Origin of the sequence: Amycolatopsis sp. NPDC051758 (assembly GCF_044453095.1) — a bacterium.
GTDB lineage: Bacteria > Actinomycetota > Actinomycetes > Mycobacteriales > Pseudonocardiaceae > Amycolatopsis.
In genome coordinates this window covers 1,235,713-1,256,326 of sequence record NZ_JBITCJ010000002.1, presented here as the reverse complement: position 1 = coordinate 1,256,326, position 20,614 = coordinate 1,235,713, and the positions used below count along the sequence as shown (strand labels likewise).

The following is a 20,614-nucleotide window of genomic DNA, read 5'->3' as shown; positions in this document are numbered from 1 at the left end:
CACGGATCGCGTGCGGCGGCAGTCTTCATAGTGATGGCTGACTACGAGGACTTCGTCCGGGCGCACCTGCCGCGGTTGCTGCGCTACGCGACGATGCTGGCCGGGGATCGGGAACAGGCCGCTGACCTGGTGCAGGACGTGCTGGTCAAGGTGTACCGACGGTGGTCGCGGATCAGCGACGCCGAGCACCCCGACCGTTATGTCCTGCGGATGGTGACCAACGACTACCTGTCCTGGCGGCGCAGCCGGTCGGCGCGGCTGATCGCCGTGGGCGACCCGCCGGACGAGGCGCGGCCGGATGACTTCGCGTCGGACCACGCGGCACGCGAGGACATGTGGCAGCGCCTGGCGCGGTTGCCCCGGCGCCAGCGCGCGGTCGTGGTGCTCCGGTACTACGAGCAGCTCGCCGACGCCGACATCGCCGACCTGCTCGGCTGCGCCCAGGCCACCGTGCGGGCTCACGCCCGCAAAGCCCTGACGACCCTGCGACACGGCCTGACCATCGACCGGATGGCCCAGGTGAAGGAGAGCTGATGGACATCGAGAACCTGATCAAGGACACCTTCACCGCCCACGAGCACGACGCCCCCGACAGCGACCAGGTGCTGGCGGCCACGCGTCAGCGACTCGACCGTAAGCGTGCCGTGGTGAGCCGTCCGCTCGCGGCCGGCGCCGGGGTGGTCCTGCTCGTCCTGGCCGCGGTCGCCGTCGTCGCGCTGAACCGGCCCGCGCACGACAACCAGGTGACCACGGGCGCCGGTCCGGCCGCCGTCGCGGCGCCGGCCGAGGCGGCCATCGCGGAGCTGACCATGCCCTACTCGCTCGGCTGGCTGCCGCCGGGCAAGGCCGACTACCTCGCGCGCCGGATCAACATCGGTGGCAGCGCGGCGAACCCCGAGAAGCCGGTGTACGGCGGCGAGTACATGCTGACCGTCACGTCCGGGCGTCAGGTCCTGCTCGTGGACGTGCAGGAAATGCGGATGGTGCCGGTCGAGCAGGCCGCCTTCAAGTCCGGTCCGGGCCAGCCCGTCACCCTCGGCGGGCGGGCCGGCGTGGAGAGCTCGCGTTCCGACGGCCCCGGCGGCTATGAGCTGTACCTGACCCACCCCGATGGCGGCTCGCTGTACGTCAACGTGGCCGCGCAGCCGGGCAGCACGGCGCCGGCGCAGCAACTGGCCGACGTGGGCCGCCGCGTCGCTGAGAACGTCGCCTTCCCGGGCAAGACCACCGTCACCCCGGCGTTCGGCCTCGGCAAGCTGCCCGGCGGCCTGCGGATGTGCGCGTTCGACGTCGAGAAGGGCGGCCCGAGCGGTTCGCGCACGAGCTACTCGGTGGGCACGTGCAGCACCCGGCCGCTGGTCCAGGTGCGCAGCGACGAGGCCGGCCAGGTGCGCGGCACCGCGGGAGAACCGGTCCAGGGACACGCGACCCGCTACCTGGACGAGGACGGTTACCGCACGCTCTGGATCCTCAAGGCCGTCCACGACGCGCCGATCGCCATCGCGGGCTCCAGCGCGCAGGCGGAGCTGTACGCCATCGCCGACCACCTCGTGCTGCCCCGCTGAGGTTCCGTGGGTCCTCTTCGGACGTGACCGAGGAGGACCCACGGTCGGCGGCCCGCTCCCGGTACCGCCTCTGGCCGGTGTTCGGAGGCGGACACGATGCAGGGCTTGTGTTCAGTCACTAACCTTTCTTCACGCGCAATGGCAGGGACTCCCAGGAACGCAGGGTGTTGTTGGGGTGCCGGCGCGGTGTGCCGGCGAGTTCGATCCGCTCGACGCGGCAGGCCAGTGCAGTCAGCAAAGCTTCGGCCTCCAGGCGAGCGACGTGCTGGCCGACGCACTGGTGGATGCCCATACCGAAGCCGACGTGGCCGGACGGGTCGCGGGTGAGGTCGAAGCGGTCGGGGTCGGGCCAGCGACGTGGATCGCGGTTGGCCGCGCCGAGGAACATGAGGATCTTCGTGTCCGCCGGGATGACCGTGCCGGCAATGGTGACGTCGGTGGTGGCGGTGCGGAAGAAGGTCTGCACCGGTGACTGCCAGCGGACCGCCTCGTCGAACGCAGTCCGCGTCAACTCCGGCCGCTGCCGCAGTCGTTGCCACTCCTCAGGATGGGTGGCGACGGCGTACAGGCAGGCCGCCAGGCCGTGCACGGTGGTGTCGACGCCGGCGGTGAGCAGGGAACGAACCACCAACGGGGCCTGTTCGCAGGTCAGATCGCCACGGTCGGCGGCGGCCCAGATCTGCGCGCCGAAACCGTCCTCGCTCAGTGCCTCCCGTGCACAGTGGAGGTTCACCCATGCCGACAGCTCGGCCACCCGGTGGGCGTCCGCCGTGACGAGGTCGTTGCGCGGACCGAAGGAGTTGAAGGCCATGTTGCCGTACGGCAGGAGGTTCTCCCGGCCATCGGGGCCCAGACCCACCGCGTCCGGAAACGCCCGTAGCGGGAACGCCTCCGCCAGAGCGGTGAAGGCGTCGAACTCGGTTGCCTCGGCGAGAACCTGGTCGACGAGTTCCTCGGCGGTCGCGGCCCACGTCGTGCGCAGGCGACGCAGGGCGGGTGGGGCCAGAATCTCGCGCAGCACCCGGCGCGGGGCGTCGTGCAAGGGCGGGTCGGCCTCCAGCAGTGCGCTCGGCGGACGCCACGACTTCTCGTGACGGAAGTTGGCCAGGCCCACGCCCGCGCCCGACTCGAAGCGCTGCCAGTCCACCAAAGCGGCGTGCACCTGCTCGTGGCGGGCCAGCGCGTGGACGTCGTAGCGCGAGAGGTACACAACCGGACCGGCCTCGCGCAAGGCCTGGTGCAGCGGCCCGGGGTCCAGGAGGACTTCGGGGTCGAAGGGGTCAGCGTCACTGACGGGCGGCACAAGCGCGTGCTCCAGCGCCTCGGTCATCACGGCTCCTCGGGAAATGCAGAGGTCTCACAGATCCAGTACGAGGCGGTCGCCACAGGAGCGCGACACACACGGGAACATGCAGTCGTTCGCCGCCCGTTCATGCTCGGCCAGCACCGAATCCCGGTGGTCCGGCCGGCCCTCGAGCACCGGCGTCAGACACGTTCCGCAGGTGCCCTGCTCGCAGGAGGACAGCACGTCTGCGCCCGCCGCCCGAACCGCCGTCAGCACCGAGACCTCCGGAGTGACGGTGACCGTGCGTCCCGTACGCCGCAGCTCGACGTCGAAGGCCGCCTCTCGCGCCGGCGCGGTGTGCGCGGCGGTGGTGAACCGCTCCACCCGCAGGGTGTACCGCGGCCACGTGGCGCAGGCCGCTTCGACCGCCGCGAGCAGCGGAGCGGGGCCGCAGCAGTACACCTTGGTATCAGCGTCCGGGATGCCCAGCCAGGCCGCGAGATCCAGCAGCCCGAGTTCGTCCTGCGGCACGACGTGCACCCGCCCGCCGTAGGCCTGCGTCAGCTCCTCACGAAAGGCCATCGACGCCCGGGACCGGCCTCCGTACAACAACTGCCAGTCCGCACCGAGCAGATCGGCCTGGCGCACCATGGGCAGGAGCGGGGTGATCCCGATGCCACCGGCGATGAAGAGGTACTTCTCCGACGGCACCAGGGGGAAGTGGTTGCGCGGGCCGCCGACACCTACCCGGTTGCCCGGCTTCAACCGGTCGTGCACATGAGCGGACCCGCCCCGGCCCGTGGGCTCCCTCAGCACGGCGATCCGGTAGGTGTGCGCGTCCCACCGGTCGCCGCACAGGGAGTACTGCCGGGTCGTCCCGTTCGGCAGTACCAGGTCGATGTGGGAGCCCGGCGTCCAGTCCGGCAGCCGGGCACCACTCGGATGGGCGAGGGTGAGCAACACGATCCCCTCGGCGATCTCCTTCTTGACGGAGACCGTCAGAGTCGCCGCGTTGCCCCGCGCCGACCTTCCGGTACCGACGCCGGACGAGGCATCCGCAACCACGTTGGTGCCGACCACGCTGTCGCCTCCCGTCACTTGGGTTGCCGGCAGAATGCGGGGCGACGACGGACGGTCGCGACGACTTTCTCAACCAATGAGAGAAGAACTTCCGCTGCCACCCGGGTCCCGGCGCTGTCCCACGGCGTCCGGAGCCCCCAGAGCCCGGGAGACACCGCGCGCCGCGGTCCGGACCACCGGCACGACAGACGTCGCCCCGGCCTCATTGGGGACGATCACCGCCAACGCGGCCACCACCTCACCGCGCGCGTCGCGCACCGGCGCCGCGATCCCCAGCGCATCCGGATGCACATACCCCGGGCAGTACGCGTACCCCTGCCGACGGACGTCGGCCAGCACGCCCCGCAGCCGCGCGGCAGTGGCGGGAGTGTCCGGGGTGTAACTGTGCAGGGTCGCGTCAATCACCCGCCGGCGCAGATCGACCGAGCCGTGAGCAAGGAGGACCAGCCCACTGGAGGAGACGTGCAGTGGAAGACGGCCCGCGATATGGGTGTAGTTGATGACAGCTCCCGGCGCCGTCAGCCGCTCCAGGAACAGCACCTCGTCGCCGTCCAGCACACCGAGCTGCACGTGGTGGCCGACGATGTCGTGGACGCCCTCCATGAACGGCATGGCCGCGTTACGCAGCGTCAGCGTGGGCGAGGCCCGCGTCGCCAACTCCCACAACCGCGTGCCGACACGGACCCTGCGGTCGTCGTCCCGGGTGAGGAACCCGTACGAGACCAGCTCGGCCACCAGCCGTGACGCGGTCGCCACGTGCAGCCCCGTACGCCGGGAGATCTCCGAGACCGTCAGGATCGGCTCGTCGGACGTGAACGCCTCGAAGATGCGCACAGCCCTTGCCAGAACCGATTCACCGTTCTGTGTCCTCACCCGGCATCACCGGATTCCAACCCGGCACCTCAACCTGCCGACCTCGTTGTCCATGACGCCGACGGTACGGCGAAATGCCAGCTGATCCCAGGTGGGCCGGCTGTCGCCGGAACCGGATCACCGCACTGTGGACAGTGGCCTGGACAGCCTCGCCGGGGCGGGGGAGGAGACGACCCTGCGCATCGCGCTTGCCACCACTACCGACCGCTGACCCTGCTCACCGCCTCGGACGTGCTCGGCGCCGGTGCGCTCATCACGCACTCGGTCCCGACCGGCCGGAAGGCCGGATGCGGGACACGAGCAGCAGCACCAAAGGAGCCAGCACGGAGTAGGTCAGTGCCGTCCAGAGGATCAGATCTCCCGGGCTGACGAACCGGCCCAGCAGCCCGGCGAGCAGGAACCCGGTGCCGGAGGCGATCTTCGCCATCACGGTGGAGAAGCCGTAGATCCGGCCCAAGGTGTCGGGGGGCAGCTCGGCCGTGATGCGCGCGTCCGCCACGACGCTCTCCGGCCCGTAGCTGATGCCCCACAGCAGCCAGCTGAGCGGCAGCATCCACCACAGTCCGCCGAGCAGGGCGAGCGCGCTACAGAGGCCGTAGACCACGTTGGCGCGGATCAGGAGTGAGGTGGTCCGCATCCGCCATCGGACTAGACCCGCCACGGTCACCCCGGCCATGGCGCCGATCGAATAGGCGGACAGGGCCCAGCCATACGCGCCCTTCGGCGCGTCGGCGAGTGATGCCAGGTAGGGCACGGCCAGCGTGATGGTCAAGGCGACCGCGACGCTGGCGAACATGTCCGAGACGATGCGTGGCACGACCACGTCGCTCGCGCGCGCCAGCGCGAAGAACTCACGGAATCCGGGCGGTGTCGCTTTTGGTGGGTGTGCCTTGGCCGGCAGGCCCGCCGGCACGGCTCTCCTCGCCGTCAGCAGGAGCGCCAGCCCCACGACGAACGTGCCTGCGTCGACCAGCAGGCCGACTCGCACGCCGCCCACACCGATCAGGGTCGCTCCGACGGCCGGGCCCAGGATCGACGACAGCAGGCGGGTCGCGCGTCTCGCGGCGGCGATCGACTGAGGGTTGTGGCGCATCCGCTCGCGGACGAGCGCTTCGCCGGAGGGGTTGCTGAAGGAGCCGAGCGACCCGGCCAGGACTCCGACGAGGACGAACAGCGGTCCGTTCGCCCCGGCCATGGCCGCCAGGCACAGGACCAGTGCCAGCCGGAGTACGAAGGTCACGGTGACCACGTTGAGCCGGTTCCACCGGTCGGCGATGGGGCCGCCGAGTGCGGCGAAGGCGCTGCCGAGGAAGAGCTGTCCGGCGAAGGACCCGGCGAGCAGTCCGAGGCTGCCGCTCTTCTGGTAGATGACCAGCGGCACGACGACCGTTGTCACGCCGTCGCCGAGCTCCGAGACGGCGAAACCGAGCAGCGGCCCGCGTGACTGCGGGGAAGTCAGCGGCTCCGCCAAGGAACGCAGTCGACCCGGTGCGGCAGTGTTCATCGGTCCATCGTGATCGAAGAAGCCCCGGCGGCGCGAGTACTTTGCGCAAGGGTGAGCGGCCTCGTACCGTCCACATCGGACAAGTCGCCGGCTCGCGCGCTAGTCTGGCCACGTCGTTTCGGACGCGACGTGGGGGTGTGATTGCGATGTCGGAGCCGTCTGAAGAGGCCCTGCGCTGGGCGGCCGGCGCAGTGAGAGGTGACGTCCGGGTGGCCGCCGTCACCGGGTTGCGCGAAGGGGCCAACCCGTGGCTGGTGCGGTTCGAGCCGGCCGGTCGGCTCGAGGCGGCCGTGCTGCGGCTCGGCGACCCGGCCGATCCCGATCATCGGCAGCGGTTCGGCACCGAGGTGGCGGCGCTGCGGGTGGCCGGTGACCACCGGTTGCCCGCGGCACGGCTGATCGCCACGGACCTCGACGGTGCCGAGGCAGGCGCGTTGGCGGTGCTGACCACGGTCCTGCCCGGGGACAGCCGGATCCCGCGGGTCGCCGCCGCCGGGCGGCTGCGTGGTCTGGGGGCCGCGGCGGCCGCGCTGCAGTCGGTTCCCTTGGCGCCTCGGGACGCGCTGCCGTTGCGGACCCGCTCGATCGCGGATGTGGACTTCGCGGCCCGCCGTCGTGAGAAGGGCACCACCGTGTTGCTGACGGCCGCCGAGGAACGTCTCGACCGGCTTCCGGTGCCTGGTGGTCCGACCGTTTTTGTGCACGGCGACCTGTGGCACGGAAACACCTTGTGGTCCGGTGATCGCTGCACGGGCCTGGTCGACTGGGACTGCGCCGGCGCCGGATCGCCGGGAATCGACCTCGGCGGAGCGCGCCTCGACGCCGCCCTGATGTTCGGGCTTCCCGCCGCCGAGCAGGTGCTGGCGGGGTGGCAGCGGGCGACCGGGCGACCGGCGGATCACCTCGCCTACTGGGACGTCGTGGCGGCCACCTGCACCCTGGCCGACATGGCGTTCTGTGTCCCGGTTATGCACGACCAGGGCCGGCCGGATCTCGACGCCGACGTTCTCGGGGAGCGCCGGGATGCGTTCCTCAGCAGTGCGCTGGCCCGGCTCGATGCCGACGAGTGAGGACGTTGTCCGCATGAGGCGCCCGGCCGCCGCTCATCTGGCGGAGCAGTGCCAGTGCCGCCTCGGCGGGGGAGCCGGCGGGGGTTGTGCACACGATCAGCACCTGCTCCGGTGAGCGGGCGATCGACAGTGTCTGCTGGGTCACGGTCACCGTGCCGACGACGGGGTGGTGCAGGTCGTAGGACGCGGCGTCGCAGGGTGCCACGCGGTGGTCGCGCCAGAGGGCGACGAACTCCGGGCTCTTCATCGTCAGTTCGCCGATCAGCTCTGCGAGCAGCGGGTCCTGCGGGTGCCGGCCGACGGTGATCCGCAGGTTGCCGACCACCGCGCGGGCCTTGCGCTTCCAGTCCGGGTACAGCTCCCGGCAGTGTGGGTCCAGGAAAACCAGCCGGCTCATGTTCGGCCGCCCGGCCGGGTCGTCCGGGCTGGGGAAGTCCAGGTGGCCGGCCAGCAGGGCGTGCCCGAGGGTGTTCCACGCCAGCACGTCCGTGCGCCGGCCGAGCACCAGCGCCGGGACGCCGTCGACGGCGCGCAGGAGGTCCCGCGTCTCGTCGGCGAGTTTCTCGGGCCGGGGGCGGCGGGTGAGGGTGGTGCGGCGGGCGGCACCGGCGAGCCGGTTGAGGTGCTCGTGCTCGTGCTCGTCGAGCAGCAGGGCGCGGGCGATCGCCTCGAGCACCTCGGCCGAGGCGCCGCGGGACAGCCCCTGCTCCAGCCTCGTGTAGTACGAAACGCTGACGCCCGCCAGCTGAGCCAGTTCTTCGCGCCGGAGCCCGGCCACCCGCCGGCGGGGCCCGAGGTCGCGCAGGCCGACGTCGTCCGGTCGCAGCAGCGCCCGTCTGGCCTGCAGGAAGTCGCCGAGCGGGCCTGGTCCGTCCATGCCCTCCAGTGTCCGCGTCACGCGCCGATCCCTGCCACCCCCTGGGAGGGGTAGGAAAACGCGGGAGTGGTTCGGGCGCACCCGGGTGTCCAGGCTCGGTGCCATGGAGCAGATCATTCTGGGCGACGTCACCGTCACCCGCATCAAGGAGTTCTACGGCTCGGTCGAGCTGACCCCGGACGAGTTCTTCCCGGACAGCCCGGCCGGCTCGTGGGACGAGCACCGCGGCTGGCTGGCGCCCGACTTCTGGAACCCCGAGACCGGCGAGTGCCACTCGGCGATCCAGTCCTGGCTGCTGCGCAGCGAGGGGCGCACGATCCTCGTCGACACCGGTGTGGGCAACCACAAGGACCGGCCGTACTCGCCGGTGTGGAGCCGGCTGGACACGAATTACCTGGACAACCTCGCCGCCGCCGGGGTCCGGCCCGAGGACGTCGACCTCGTGGTCAACACACACCTGCACGTCGACCACGTCGGCTGGAACACCCGGCTGGACGGCCGGACCTGGGTGCCGACGTTCCCGAACGCCACGTACCTGATGGCGCGGCGCGACTTCGAATTCTGGGACCCGGCCAACAAGAACGAGTCCGTTCTCGGCCGGGGGAACCAGAACGTCTTCGAGGACAGCGTGGCGCCGGTCCACCAGGCCGGCCTGACCCACCTGTGGGACGGGACGTACCGGATCGACAAGAACCTGCGGCTCGAGCTCGCTCCCGGGCACACGCCCGGCTCGTCCGTGCTCACCCTGGATTCCGGCGGCGAGCAGGCCCTGTTCGTCGGGGACCTGGTGCACACCGCGCTGCAGATCGCGGAGCCGGACACGAACTCCTGTTTCTGCGAGGACCCGGCCGAGTCCCGCGCCACCCGGCACAAGCTGCTCGGGCACGCCGCCGAGCACAACGCGCTCGTGTTCCCCGCCCACTTCGGCGGCCAGGGCGCCGCGGAGGTCGAGCGCGCCGGGTCGAAGTTCGCGATCAAGGAGTGGGCGGCCTTTTCCCGCATTTCCTGACATCCCCGGAAAGGAACGTTCCCGTGAACCGTGGTGCAGACCCGGTCGTCGAAACCGCCGCGGGCGCCGTGCGCGGTGTCCGCGACGATTTCGGCGAGTTCTACCGTGCCATCCCGTACGCGGCGGCACCGATCGGCGCCGGCCGCTTCGCCGGGCCCGCGCCGCACCCGGGCTGGTCCGGCGTCCGCGACGGCACCCGACCTTCGCCGACAGCTCCCCAGCCGGTCCGCGACTTCGGCCGGCTCGACCTGACCCCGTACTTCGGGCCGGGCTGGGTGCCGGGTGACGAGTACCTGACCGTCGACGTCCGCACGCCTGCCGCCGACCGTGGCCGGCGTCCGGTCATGGTCTTCGTGCACGGCGGCGGATTCGTCACCGGCTCGACCCGCGCCGCGCTCTACGACGGCAGCGCGTTCGCCCGCGACGGCATCGTCCTCGTGACGGTGAACTACCGCCTCGGCATCCCCGGTTTCCTCGACCTGGCGGGCGCTCCGGCCAACCGCGGACTGCTCGACGTGCTCGCCGCGCTCGGCTGGGTGCGCACCACGGTCGCGGCGTTCGGCGGTGACCCGGACAACGTCACGATCTTCGGCCAGTCCGCGGGTGCCACGCTCGTCGGGACGCTCCTCGCGACGCCCGAGGCGAAAGGCCTGTTCCGGCGGGCGATCATGCAGAGCGGCAGCGGCACCGGCGCCTTCACCCCGGAACAGGCGCACCGGGTCACCGCCACGGCGGCCGCCGCGCTGGGTGTCGAACCGAGCGCCGAAGCGTTCGCCGCGATCCCGGACGAGCGATTCCTCGAGATCCTGCCCGCGCTGGCCGGACTGGACCTGCGAACCGAAACCGCCACGGACCCGCTGGCCGGCCTCAGCCCGTTCAGCTTGGTCCTCGCGGTCCAGCCCGCCGACGGTCTCGCGGCCGGCCCGGCCCGCGACGTCGACCTGCTGATCGGCACCAACACCGAAGAGGGGCACCTCTATCTCATGCCGCAGGGCAAGCCGGAATCCGCCACGGAGGCGGACGTGCCGGCCATCGCCGCGCGCTCGGCGGTGCTCGGGGATGCCCTGTTCGGGGCCGGCACGGCCCGCATGGCGCAGGCCCACGCACGGATCTCGGGTGGCCGCACCCACGTCTACTCGTTCGCGTATCGCTCGACGGCCCTCAACGGTCGGCTCGGCGCCGCCCACACCGTGGAGCTGCCCTTCGTCTTCGACGTCGCCGACAAGCCTTGGCTGCACGGCGACTCCGGCCTGCTCGGCGCGGACCCCGCACCCGGCGATCTCGCGGCCCGGGTGCACGCCGCCTGGGTCGCGTTCGCCGGCACCGGGGATCCGGGCTGGGCCGCCTACGACCCGCACCGGCCCGTGGCGGAGATCCTCGGAAGCTGAGCGGTGGTCAGGCGGGTGGCCAGTTGCGCAGGGCGACCTCGGCCACCTGCTCGAGTTCGCCGCGGTCGGCGCCGCCGGCGGCTTGGACGGCGATGCCGTTCGCCACCGTCATGAGGTACCGGGCGAGCAGGCCCGGATCGGCGTCCGGCGGCAGGTCGCCTTCGTCGACGGCTCGCCGGAACCGGTCGTGCAGGTGCAGGCGGCCCTTGTCGCGCCAGGCGGTGAGGGTGTCGCGAGCGGTCCGCCCGGCCTCGCCCGCGGCCAGCGAGCCCTGGACGCCCAGGCACCCGGAGGGGCAGCCGGGGCGGGTGCTCGCCCCGACCGAGCCGGCGAGGAACGCCACTGCCACCTCGCGCGCGGTCGGCTGCTGCAGGGCCCGGGCGACGTACGCGGCGGGGCCTTCCTCGTAGCGCGCCAGGGCCTTGCGGAACAGGTCCTCCTTGTTGCCGAAGGCGGCGTACATGCTCGTCTTCGTGATGCCCATGGCGCTGGTCAGGTCGGCCAGGCTGGCGCCTTCGTAACCCTGTTCCCAGAAGACGACCATGGCCCGCTCGAGGGCCGCGTCGGCGTCGAACCCCCGCGGCCGGCCGATCGGTGTCTTCCCGGCGACGTCCATGCCACCCATCCTACCCCTTCGGTACCGATCGGTTCGGAAGTGCTACGGTCGAGATCTGTACCGATCGGTGCTGAAATCTGTGGAGGTTCGGGTCATGGGAAAGCTGGAAGGCAAGACCGCCGTTGTGACCGGCGGCGGCACGCGGGGGATCGGCCGGGCCACCGCCGCGCGGCTGGTCGCCGAAGGGGCGCACGTGTTCATCACCGGCCGGCGCAAAACCGAGCTGGACGAGGCCGTCGAGATCATCGGCCGCGGGGTCACCGCGGTGCCGGGCGACATCACGGACCCGGCCGACCTGGACCGCCTGTACGACGCGGTGCGCGACCGCGGTCAGGGCCTCGACGTGCTCTTCGCCAACGCGGCCACCGCCGCGTTCGCGACGCTCGAGCAGGTCACCACGGAGGAGTACGACCGGATCTTCGACGTCAACGTCAAGGGCACGCTGCTCACCGTGCAGAAGGCGCTGCCCCTGCTCAACGACGGCGCGTCGGTGATCCTGAACGCCTCCACCGCCGCCGACAACGGCACCCCGGCCTTCGGCGTGTACGCCGCGTCCAAGGCCGCCGTCCGGTCGTTCGCGCGGACCTGGGCCCACGAGCTCACAGGCCGGGGCATCCGCGTCAACGCCGTCTCGCCGGGACCGATCGACACCAACGGGATCACCGAGCTGGTCGGCGCGGAGAACGAGGACGAGTTCAAGGCGAAGCTGGCCGGCGACATCGCGATCGGCCGGATGGGCCACCCGGACGAGGCGGCCGCCGCGGTGGTCTTCCTCGCCTCGCCGGACAGCAGCTTCGTGCTCGGTAGCAACCTGTACGTCGACGGCGGTGAGAACCAGATCTGAACCCCGGTCCGTGGTGGCGTGACGGCCGGGCTGTCACGCCACCACGGACACGGCCCGCCGCTGACGAAGATGCGACGTGTCGTGATTCGGACGCCGCCGCCCTAGTGACGAACGGCGGCGACGGCGCGAGCCTGGTGCGATGCACTGGAGATCATCTGTTCTGGTCGTGGCCTGCGTCGGCAGCCTGGCCGCAGGCACCGCCGGAGCCGCGAACGCGGCCCCCGGCCCGGAGGCGGCGCCGTCACCCGCGGGCGTCGAACGTCATTCGGTCACCCTGCTCACCGGGGACATCGTCCAGGTCGAACGGCAGCCCGGCGGCAAGCAGGCCGCCACCGTCCAGCCCGCGCCGGGCCGGGAGAAGATCCGGTTCCACCAGCAGGAGATCGACGGCCACCTCAGCGTCTTCCCCGAGGACGTCGCCCCCCGGCTGGGCTCGAAGCAGGTGGACCGGAACCTGTTCGACGTCACCGAGCTGATCGCCGAGGGGTACGCCGACGAGCAGTCGACGACCCTCCCGCTGATCCTCACCTACCGCAAGGGCGCCGACCTCCGCACCGCCGAAGCAGCCCCGAAGGCCGCCGAGCTGGGTGCGACGCTGACCAGCGTCAACGGCCGTTCCGCGCGGGCCAGCAAGGCCAACGCCGGCGCGTTCTGGACGTCGTCGGCGGGTAAAACGATCGAGCGGATCTCCCTGGACCGCAAGGTCCGTGCCTCCCTCGACCGCAGCGTCCCGCAGATCGGCGCGCCCGAGGCGTGGGCCGCGGGTTACGACGGCACCGGCACCACGGTCGCCGTGCTCGACACCGGGTACGACGCCACCCATCCCGACCTGGCCGGGCGTGTCAAGGAGGCGGTCAACTTCACGACCAGCCCCGACACCACCGACCACTTCGGCCACGGCACGCACGTCGCCTCGACGATCGCGGGCTCCGGCGCCGCCTCGGGCGGCAAGCTCAAGGGCGCCGCGCCGGGCGCAAAACTGCTCGTCGGCAAGGTGCTCGACGACGACGGCTTCGGCTACGAGTCCTGGGTCCTCGCCGGGATGGAGTGGGCGGCGCACTCCGGCGCCAAGGCGGTCAACATGAGCCTCGGCGGCGGTCCGACCGACGGCACCGACGCCCTCAGCCTCGGTCTCGACGCGCTCAGCGCGCAGACCGGCACGCTCTTCGTGGTGGCCGGCGGCAACGACGGCGAACTGGGCGCGTACACGATCGGCTCGCCGGGCACCGCCGAAGCCGCGCTGACCGTCGGTGCGGTCGGCCGTGACGAGAGCCTGGCGCCGTTCTCCAGCCGCGGCCCGCGCTTGGGCGACAACGCCGTCAAGCCCGACATCACCGCGCCCGGCGTCGGCATCGTCGCCGCCCGCGCCGCGGGGACCGCCATGGGCGACGTCGTCGACGACCACTACACCGCCGCCTCCGGCACGTCGATGGCCACTCCGCACGTCGCGGGGGCGGTGGCGATCCTCGCCCAGCAGCACCCCGACTGGACAGGCAGGCAACTGAAGGACGCGCTGGCCAGCACTTCCCTGACCGCCAACGGACTCTCGGTGTTCGAGCAGGGCGGCGGCCGGGTCGACGTGGCGCGCGCGGTGAAGCAGAAGGTGTTCGCCACCGGCACGCTCAACCTCGGCGCGGTCGAGGACGGCCGGGCGCCGGTGTCCAAAGTGGTCACTTACGCCAACGTGGGCGCCACGCCGGTCTCCCTGAAGCTCGCCCTCGACGCCAAGTCCCTGGCCGGCGTCCCCGCCGCCGACGGGATCCGAATCGACAAATCCACTGTGGACGTTCCCGCTGGTGGTCAGGCGACCGTCACGATCACCGGTGACCCGGCGAAACTGGCGGCGGGCACCTACAGCGGGCGGCTCACCGCAACCGCGGACGGTGTGGCCGTGCACACCGCACTCGGGGCGGACAAGACCGCGCCGAAGCACAAGGTCACCCTCACCGCACTCGACCTGCAGGGCAAACCCACCGTCGCGCCGTGGCTGCTGATGTACGGCGAGGACTACCGCTTCGACGTGAACACCTGGCTGGGCGGCGACAGCCTGACGGTCGAGCTCGGCGCGGGCGTGTACTACCTGACCGCGCAGGTCAACGGCGCCGACAACAGCCTGTCCGTCTACCAGGTCGTCCAGCCGGAGATCCGGATCACCGGCGACACGAACATCGTGCTGGACGCCCGCAAGGCGGTGAAGGTGGAGATCGAGACCCCGAAACCGTCGGAACAGGCCGGGATCTGGAGCTACTACACCTACCGGGAACTCGGTCCGCGCAAGATCGCGAACTACGCCATGCAGTTCGACTACACCCGCGAGCTCCGGGTCACCCCGACGCCGAAGGTGACGACCGGCGCCTTCGAGTTCGGCTCCCGCTGGTCGAGGATCGCGCCGCCGTTGACGGCGAACGTCCTCGGCGGCCGTGACCCGCTCACGACCCGCTACCTCGCCGGATCACCGAAACTGGACGGCTGGCGGCTGCTGCAGGCCGTCTCGGCGGGGCAGGGCAAACCGGCGGACTTCAAGAAGGCGAACGTGCGCGGGAAGGCCGCGATCGTCGACCCGGACCCGGCGGACTACAACCGCGACGACGTCTCCCGCGCCGCCGCGGAGGCCGGGGCGGCGATGGTCTTCATCACCGTGCCGGACGGCTGGGGCACCGCCTCGGTGCCGTCGATCAGCGCGGCGCCGTTCCTGCCGATCCCGACCGTCCAGCTCGACCGGGACGAGGGCGTGGCGCTCCTCGCCAGGATCAAGCGCTTCCCGGCTTTCCTGAGCCTGCAGGGGATCGCGGTCAGCCCGTACCTCTACGACGTGGTGCAGACCGAGCGCGGCCGGATCCCGGAGAAGATCGTGCACCGGGTCACCGCCGCGAACACCGCGACCGTCACCACCCACTACCGCCAGACCGGCAGCGGCGGTGAGGCCAAGGAACAGCGGTTCGCGTGGAAGCCGTGGCAGGACTTCGCCGTCAACGAGTACCAGCGGTACGTGGCGACGCCGTCGACCCGGGAGGAGTACGTGAGTTCGGGGGACGTCCTGTGGCAGCACCGGGTCAAGCACGGCCTGGTCTGGGACGAGATGTCGCCGCTCGACGGCGGCATGACCTCGGCGCCGCGCACCTACACGGGCAAGGAAAACCTCACCGAGGACTGGTTCGCGCCGGTCGTGCGGCCCGCCATCCCGCGGGGCGTGCCGGGGATGGACTCGACCCGCGAGGGTGACAACCTCCGGATCCAGATCCCGGAGTTCGTCGACAGCCAGGCCGGGCACTACGGGTTCAACGAAGGCGACGACCAGGCCGCCCCGGCGACCACGTCGGCGAAGCTGTTCCGTGACGGCAAACTCGTGTCGGAACAGCCGTACGCGTGGGGGACCTTCCCGGCCGGCGCGGACCCGGCGACCTACCGGCTCGACCTGTCGGTGCGGCGCGATTCGCCGGAGTGGCTGTTCGGCACCGGCACGCAGACGTCGTGGACGTTCCGCTCGGCACGGTCGGCGTCACCGGCGCTGCTTCCGTTGCTGCAGCTGGATTACGCGGTGGACGCCGACGCCGGCAACCGGCTCCCGGCCGGCCGCAAGGCCAAGATCGGGCTGACCGCGCGGTTCCAGGACGGGATGGCCGTGCCGGACGTGCGGTCGATGAAGGCCTGGGCGTCCTACGACGACGGCAAGACGTGGCGCGCCGTCGACGTCAAGCGCACCGGGAAGTCCTATGAGGCCACGATCGACCACCCGTCGCTCGGTGCCACGAACTCCTACGTCGGGTTGCGGGTGCAGGCCACCGACAACGCGGGCAACTCCGTCGACCAGACGGTGCTCCGGGCGTACGGGCTCAAATAGCGTCACGCACGGGCTCCGGGTGCCTTCCGCCGTCACGCGGCAGGAGGCGCCCGGGGCTCGGCTCGTCCAGCCAGCCGAGTTTGCTCGCTTGCCAGGCCAGCTGCATCCGGGTGCGGACGTTGACCCGGCGCATCAGGTCCTGCAGACGCCGCTGGACGGTCCGGTAGCTGACGTCGAGCTGCGTCGCGATCGACTTGTCACTGACCCCGCCGATGAGCAGGGACAGCAGCCGCCGCTCGTCCGGGTCGAGGTGGCTCGTGGGCGCGGTGTCGCCGATCCGCAGCGGCGACGCGCGTTCCCAGTAGACCTCGAACAACGCGACCAGCGCGGACAGCAGGCTGCTCTCCCGGACGAGCGCGGCGGTGGGCTCGCCCGTGCTGTCGTGGCTGACCAGCGGGCACAGGGCCACCCGGCGGTCGGAGATGGCCAGGCGCACCGGCAGTTTCGAGATCGAGCGGGCGATCTCGCCACCCTCGATGCCCTCCAGGACGTTGACGATCCGGCCGGGTTCTTCGAGCAGGCCGGTCTCGTAGATCACGCGGTACTGCACCCCGCGGGCCTGGGCCAGCGCCTCCTCGACGTTCTCCGACGCCGCCATCGCGACGTTGCCCTCCAGGCAGAACCACAGCGACTCTTCGCGGGCCCCGCGCTGGATGGCGAGGGCCTGCCGCCGGATCGCGTCCACCCCGGTGATGACCTCGACGAGCTGCGCGGAGTCACGCCGCCGCGCACTGCCGCGGTACTCCTCGGCGAGCTGGGTCACCGCGGCCCGGGCGGCCTCCAGCTTCTCCTGACCCTGCACCAGCAGCGGCCCGAGCGAGACGTCCGGCGGCGCGGACATGTAGTGCTCGTCGGCCTTGCTGACGAGCCCCTTCGCCAGCAGGACCTCCAGGATCGAGTCCACTTCTCCGCGGCCCACGCCCGCCTGGCCCGCGATCTCGCCGGGGGCGGTCCGGTACCCGCCGACGATCACCCGGTAGACCCGCTCTTCGTCGGGAGTCATGCCCAGTGCTTCCAGCACAAAACCTCCTGGCCACGTGCCGAAGGGTTTCCCATCGGCGCTGATGGCTTGTCGACAACCTACAACGCGGGGGCAAACGGGTGAACGGGTCGGACCGGTTCAGGCGAGCACGAGGTCCAGCGTGCGGCTCCGCTCGTTGAGGGGGACGACGATCAGATCGGTCACTCCGGCGTCCTGATAGCGCTTCACCGCGTCGGTCACCGTGGTGTCGTCTCCGATGACGAGTGTGTCGGCCGGGCCGGAGAGTCCCGCGCGGTCGAGTGAGGCGCGGTACGCGGGCATCCGGCCGACCGCGGTGAGCTGCCCGGCGAATTCGGCGCGGGCCCGGTCGGGGTCCGGGCTCAGCAAGGTGACGGCTTGGGCGACGATGCGCGCGCCGGGGGCCGTGCGCGGGGCGATGTGCCGGGCGACCATGTCCGGCGTGACCCAGGCCGCGGCCACTCCGTCGGCGAGATCGTGGGCCAGCTCGAGCATGCGGGGCCCGAGGGCCGACAGCAGGAGGCCGGGCGCCGGGGCGGTGATCTCGAGCCGGGTGTCGACCGTGAAGAACTCGCCGTCGAACCGCACGGGGCGGCCGTGCAGCAAGGGGCGCAGCACGGTCAGGTACTCGCGGGTGTGCCGCAGCGGGGAGGTGTAGGGGAGGCCGAGCTGGTCCTGGACGTACCAGGCGTGGCTGGGGCCGACGCCCAGGGTGAGACCGCCGGCGGCGGCTTGGAGGGTGAGTGCCTCGGTGGCCGTGGTCACGGGGTGGCGGGGGTAGGTGGCGACGATGGCCGTGCCGACCTCGGCCGGGCGTCGGCCGAGGGAAGCCAGCAGGGTGAGCGGGTCCCAGCCGCCGGGGTTCTGGTTGGTCCAGAAGCCGGCGAGGCCGCGGTCGGCGGCGTCGGCCGCGGCGGACACCACCTCGGCCGGGGACGGGGGACTGATCAAGCCGGTGCCGATGCGCATGCCTTCATCCCAGTCGCCGGCGCCCGGCCGAACCAGCCCCACCTAGACTGCTCAGCGATCACTTTTTGTCATCGTGGCCGCCTGCCGCCCTGGAGGAGACGTGGAACTGCGCGCGCTGCGGTACTTCGTGACGGTCGCCGAGGAGCTGCACTTCGGCCGGGCCGCCGAGCGGCTCAACATCGTGCAGCCGGCCGTCAGCCATCAGATCGCGCGGCTCGAACGAGACCTCGGCACCCGGCTGTTCGACCGCTCGCCACGGCACGTCCGGCTCACGCCGGCCGGTGTGCGTGTGCTGGAAGCCGCCCAGGAGACCCTCGCGGCCGCGGCCCGCGTGCGTGTGGTCGCCGGAGAACCGGCCGCCCACCTGCGGATCGGTGTGGCTCCCGGCCTGACCGCGCGGCTGGAACGCGCCGCGGAGCTCCTGCTCGACGGGGCCCGGCCCGCCCAGGCGTCGCTGGTCGACCTGCCGGTGCCCGCGCGGCTCGCCGCCGTCCGGGGTGGTGAGCTGGACCTGGCGCTGGTCCGTGGCCCGGTCGAGGCGGACGGCGTCCGCGTGGTGCGCGCGTGGTCCGAGTCGCTGCTGGCCGTGGTGTCCGACGAGCACCCGGCGGCCGATCTCCCGCTGGTGCGGCTGGCCGATCTGGACCGTGCGGCCCTGCGCTTGCCGGCGCGTGAGGAGGACCCGGCGTTGCACGACGCGGTGACCTCGGCGTTGCACCGGGCCGGCCGGGGATCGATGGGGCGGTCGGGCGGCTCGGTCCTGACCGTCCTCATCGAGATCGGCGGCGGGCACGGGGCCTGGACGCTGCTGACCGCGGAGCAGCTGACCGGGTTCGCCGCGCGCCGGGTCCGTGCGCTGCCGCTGGACCCGCCGCTGAGCATCGACGGGCACATCGTCGCTTCGCTGCGTACTCCGGAGGTCTGCGTGTCCTCGTTCGTCCGGGCGTTCACCGATCTTCCGTGACCGCGGCCGGGGTGCGCGCTAGTCGACCCGGACGACGTACTTGCCCCGCACACCACCGGCTTCCAGGGCCCGGTGCGCTTCCGCCGTCTCCTCCAGGGTGAACACCTTGTCGACCGCCGGGCCGAGTTTCCCTTCGGTCACGTGCCGGGCGAGGTCGTCCAGCTGTGCCCGCAGGGGATTGCCGCTGAACGCGCGCACGCGGCCGCGTCCGTGCACCGCGCTCACCGCGAGGTAGCCCAGCGATCGGACGGCCCGGGCCGGGTCGAAGGCGATGGTCACCATGCGGCCACCCGGTGCGAGCAACCGCCGGAAGCTCGGGAGGTCGGTGCCCACGGTGTCCAGGACCACGTCGAACCGGCCCAGTTCCGGGAGCCGGAGGGTCCGGTGGTCCAGCGCGCGGTCGGCGCCGAGCCCGCGGACGAAGCCGAGATTGGCGGCCCGCGCCAAGGCCGTGACCTCGGCTCCGTAAGCGTGTCCGAGTTGGACGGCGGTGTTTCCGACGCCGCCGGCCGCGCCTCGGACGAGCAGCCGTTCGCCGGGGCGGAGCACGGCCTTGTCCCGCAACGCGGTCACCGCCGTGGTCGCGACCGGCAGCGTCGCGGCGTCGACCAGGTCCAGACCAGCCGGCACCAGGCCGAGCCGGCCGGCCGGCACCGCGACGTACTCGGCGGCGCTGCCGAAGCCGGAGGTGCGCCCCAGCACGCCCCAGACGCGGTCGCCGACCGTGAACCCGGTTGTCCCGGCACCGAGTGCGGACACTTCGCCGGTGAGGTCCAGGCCGACGCGCTGGGGGAACTTCCGGCCGGTGAGCAGGCGGACCTTTCCGGAGCGGGCGGCCAGTTCGCCGCCGTTGACGCTGAACGCGCGCACCCGCACCAGCACCTCGCCGGGTGCCGGCACCGGCCGCGGCACCCGGCCGACGTAGAGCACGCCGGGCTCGCCGTAGCGGTCGAAAAGCACTGCCTTCATTGTGCGGTCGTTCACCGTTCTCACCTTCGTCGGGGGCACTGACGGCGACGCTAGGCTGGCAAGTGGACGAGGTCATCCGTTTCGGTCGAGGTGAGAGACAATGCCCGGAGCACCTTCTCGGATACGGCCCCGGGACGAACTGCGTGCGGACGCGCGGCGCAACCAGGAACGCATCCTGGTCGCCGCCCGCGAGGTTTTCGCCGAGCGCGGGATCAACGCGCCCATGGCGACCGTGGCCCGGCGCGCCGGCGTCGGGGTCGCCACCCTGTACCGGCGATTCCCGACCCGCGACGCACTGGTGCGGGCCGCGTTCACGCAGCAGATGGAGACCTGCACCCGAGCCTTCACCGAGGCACTCGCCGATCCCGACCCGTGGCGGGGATTCCGGCGGCTGATCGAGACGATCTGCGAGCTGCAGCGGGCGGAACGGGGATTCCCGGCCGCGTTCACCGCCGCCTTCCCGGCCGAGGCGGCGGCCCACACGCGGGCCCGGACGCGGGCCGACCGAGGTCTCGCGACGCTGGTCCGCCGGGCGCAGGCGGCGGGGGCGCTGCGGGCCGACTTCCACCCTTCCGACCTCGCGGTGGTCTTCCAGGCCCACGGTGGCCTCGTCACCGCTCTGCCGGATGATCGTGCGGCGTCCCGCCGCCTGGTCGCGTACCTGCTCCAGGCCTTTCGCGCCGACGCGGCGAACGGGAGGCTGCCTGCGCCTTCCGCGTTGTCACTGGGTGGTTTCCCGGCTCCGGCCGGCTGACGACCG

At 71.9% G+C, this 20,614-nt stretch carries 18 protein-coding genes; 9 read left to right on the top strand and 9 right to left on the bottom strand.

Features of this window, described 5'->3' with window-relative positions; translation table 11 throughout:
• Positions 1–33 precede the first annotated feature (33 nt).
• Both ACIA5G_RS14770 and ACIA5G_RS14765 read left to right on the top strand, forming a co-directional pair.
• Positions 34–534 carry a SigE family RNA polymerase sigma factor gene (locus ACIA5G_RS14770; protein ID WP_395923393.1) on the top strand — a complete coding sequence of 167 codons (501 nt, stop codon included), beginning with the start codon at positions 34–36 and terminating at the stop codon, positions 532–534.
• Positions 534–1,565 (top strand): hypothetical protein, encoded by a 1,032-nt coding sequence (locus tag ACIA5G_RS14765; RefSeq protein ID WP_395923392.1) that lies wholly within the window; start codon positions 534–536, stop codon positions 1,563–1,565. Before ACIA5G_RS14770 ends, ACIA5G_RS14765 begins: the two co-directional genes overlap by 1 nt.
• Before the next feature lie 118 nt (positions 1,566–1,683).
• Here the strand turns inward: ACIA5G_RS14765 and ACIA5G_RS14760 are convergent, their stop codons facing one another.
• From ACIA5G_RS14760 to ACIA5G_RS14745, 4 genes are all read right to left on the bottom strand, one after another.
• Entirely contained in the window at positions 1,684–2,895 is a 1,212-nt protein-coding gene (locus tag ACIA5G_RS14760; RefSeq protein ID WP_395923391.1) for a cytochrome P450, read from the bottom strand.
• A 27-nt stretch (positions 2,896–2,922) separates the two neighbouring features.
• Entirely contained in the window at positions 2,923–3,852 is a 930-nt protein-coding gene (locus ACIA5G_RS14755) for a PDR/VanB family oxidoreductase (RefSeq protein WP_395923526.1), read from the bottom strand.
• A gap of 147 nt (positions 3,853–3,999) precedes the next feature.
• Positions 4,000–4,764, bottom strand: a complete 765-nt coding sequence (locus ACIA5G_RS14750) for an IclR family transcriptional regulator (RefSeq protein ID WP_395923390.1) — start codon at positions 4,762–4,764, stop codon at positions 4,000–4,002.
• Positions 4,765–5,056: 292 nt separating this feature from the next.
• A complete protein-coding gene (locus ACIA5G_RS14745; RefSeq protein WP_395923389.1) occupies positions 5,057–6,307 on the bottom strand; it encodes an MFS transporter in 1,251 nt (416 codons plus the stop codon).
• A 146-nt stretch (positions 6,308–6,453) separates the two neighbouring features.
• On the opposite strand from ACIA5G_RS14745, the gene ACIA5G_RS14740 reads away from it, so the two are divergent.
• Complete coding sequence (locus ACIA5G_RS14740) at positions 6,454–7,377, top strand: phosphotransferase family protein (protein WP_395923388.1); 924 nt, start codon at positions 6,454–6,456, stop codon at positions 7,375–7,377.
• Here the strand turns inward: ACIA5G_RS14740 and ACIA5G_RS14735 are convergent.
• Positions 7,340–8,254 carry a helix-turn-helix domain-containing protein gene (locus ACIA5G_RS14735; RefSeq protein ID WP_395923525.1) on the bottom strand — a complete coding sequence of 305 codons (915 nt, stop codon included), beginning with the start codon at positions 8,252–8,254 and terminating at the stop codon, positions 7,340–7,342. The genes ACIA5G_RS14740 and ACIA5G_RS14735 overlap by 38 nt on opposite strands.
• A gap of 103 nt (positions 8,255–8,357) precedes the next feature.
• Between ACIA5G_RS14735 and ACIA5G_RS14730 the strand changes: the two genes are divergently transcribed.
• Positions 8,358–9,263, top strand: coding sequence for an MBL fold metallo-hydrolase (locus ACIA5G_RS14730; protein WP_395923387.1), 906 nt, complete (start codon positions 8,358–8,360; stop codon positions 9,261–9,263).
• Positions 9,264–9,286: 23 nt separating this feature from the next.
• Positions 9,287–10,651 (top strand): carboxylesterase/lipase family protein, encoded by a 1,365-nt coding sequence (locus ACIA5G_RS14725; RefSeq protein WP_395923386.1) that lies wholly within the window; start codon positions 9,287–9,289, stop codon positions 10,649–10,651.
• A gap of 7 nt (positions 10,652–10,658) precedes the next feature.
• Here the strand turns inward: ACIA5G_RS14725 and ACIA5G_RS14720 are convergent, their stop codons facing one another.
• Positions 10,659–11,267 (bottom strand): TetR/AcrR family transcriptional regulator, encoded by a 609-nt coding sequence (locus ACIA5G_RS14720; protein ID WP_395923385.1) that lies wholly within the window; start codon positions 11,265–11,267, stop codon positions 10,659–10,661.
• 94 nt (positions 11,268–11,361) lie between these two features.
• Between ACIA5G_RS14720 and ACIA5G_RS14715 the strand changes: the two genes are divergently transcribed.
• Both ACIA5G_RS14715 and ACIA5G_RS14710 read left to right on the top strand, forming a co-directional pair.
• Entirely contained in the window at positions 11,362–12,111 is a 750-nt protein-coding gene (locus tag ACIA5G_RS14715) for an SDR family NAD(P)-dependent oxidoreductase (protein ID WP_395923384.1), read from the top strand.
• Positions 12,112–12,250: 139 nt separating this feature from the next.
• Positions 12,251–15,952 (top strand): S8 family serine peptidase, encoded by a 3,702-nt coding sequence (locus ACIA5G_RS14710; RefSeq protein WP_395923383.1) that lies wholly within the window; start codon positions 12,251–12,253, stop codon positions 15,950–15,952.
• On the opposite strand, the gene ACIA5G_RS14705 is transcribed toward ACIA5G_RS14710, so the two are convergent.
• A complete protein-coding gene (locus tag ACIA5G_RS14705) occupies positions 15,945–16,973 on the bottom strand; it encodes a helix-turn-helix domain-containing protein (RefSeq protein ID WP_395923382.1) in 1,029 nt (342 codons plus the stop codon). The genes ACIA5G_RS14710 and ACIA5G_RS14705 overlap by 8 nt on opposite strands.
• Before the next feature lie 99 nt (positions 16,974–17,072).
• Complete coding sequence (locus tag ACIA5G_RS14700) at positions 17,073–17,963, bottom strand: LLM class flavin-dependent oxidoreductase (protein WP_395923381.1); 891 nt, start codon at positions 17,961–17,963, stop codon at positions 17,073–17,075.
• Between the two features lie 58 nt (positions 17,964–18,021).
• On the opposite strand from ACIA5G_RS14700, the gene ACIA5G_RS14695 reads away from it, so the two are divergent.
• Complete coding sequence (locus ACIA5G_RS14695; protein ID WP_395923380.1) at positions 18,022–18,885, top strand: LysR family transcriptional regulator; 864 nt, start codon at positions 18,022–18,024, stop codon at positions 18,883–18,885.
• A gap of 18 nt (positions 18,886–18,903) precedes the next feature.
• Here ACIA5G_RS14695 and ACIA5G_RS14690 read toward each other — a convergent pair whose 3' ends face one another.
• A complete protein-coding gene (locus ACIA5G_RS14690) occupies positions 18,904–19,869 on the bottom strand; it encodes an NAD(P)-dependent alcohol dehydrogenase (RefSeq protein WP_395923379.1) in 966 nt (321 codons plus the stop codon).
• Between the two features lie 85 nt (positions 19,870–19,954).
• Here ACIA5G_RS14690 and ACIA5G_RS14685 point away from each other — a divergent pair, with 85 nt between their 5' ends.
• Entirely contained in the window at positions 19,955–20,608 is a 654-nt protein-coding gene (locus ACIA5G_RS14685) for a TetR/AcrR family transcriptional regulator (RefSeq protein ID WP_395923378.1), read from the top strand.
• Positions 20,609–20,614 lie beyond the last annotated feature (6 nt).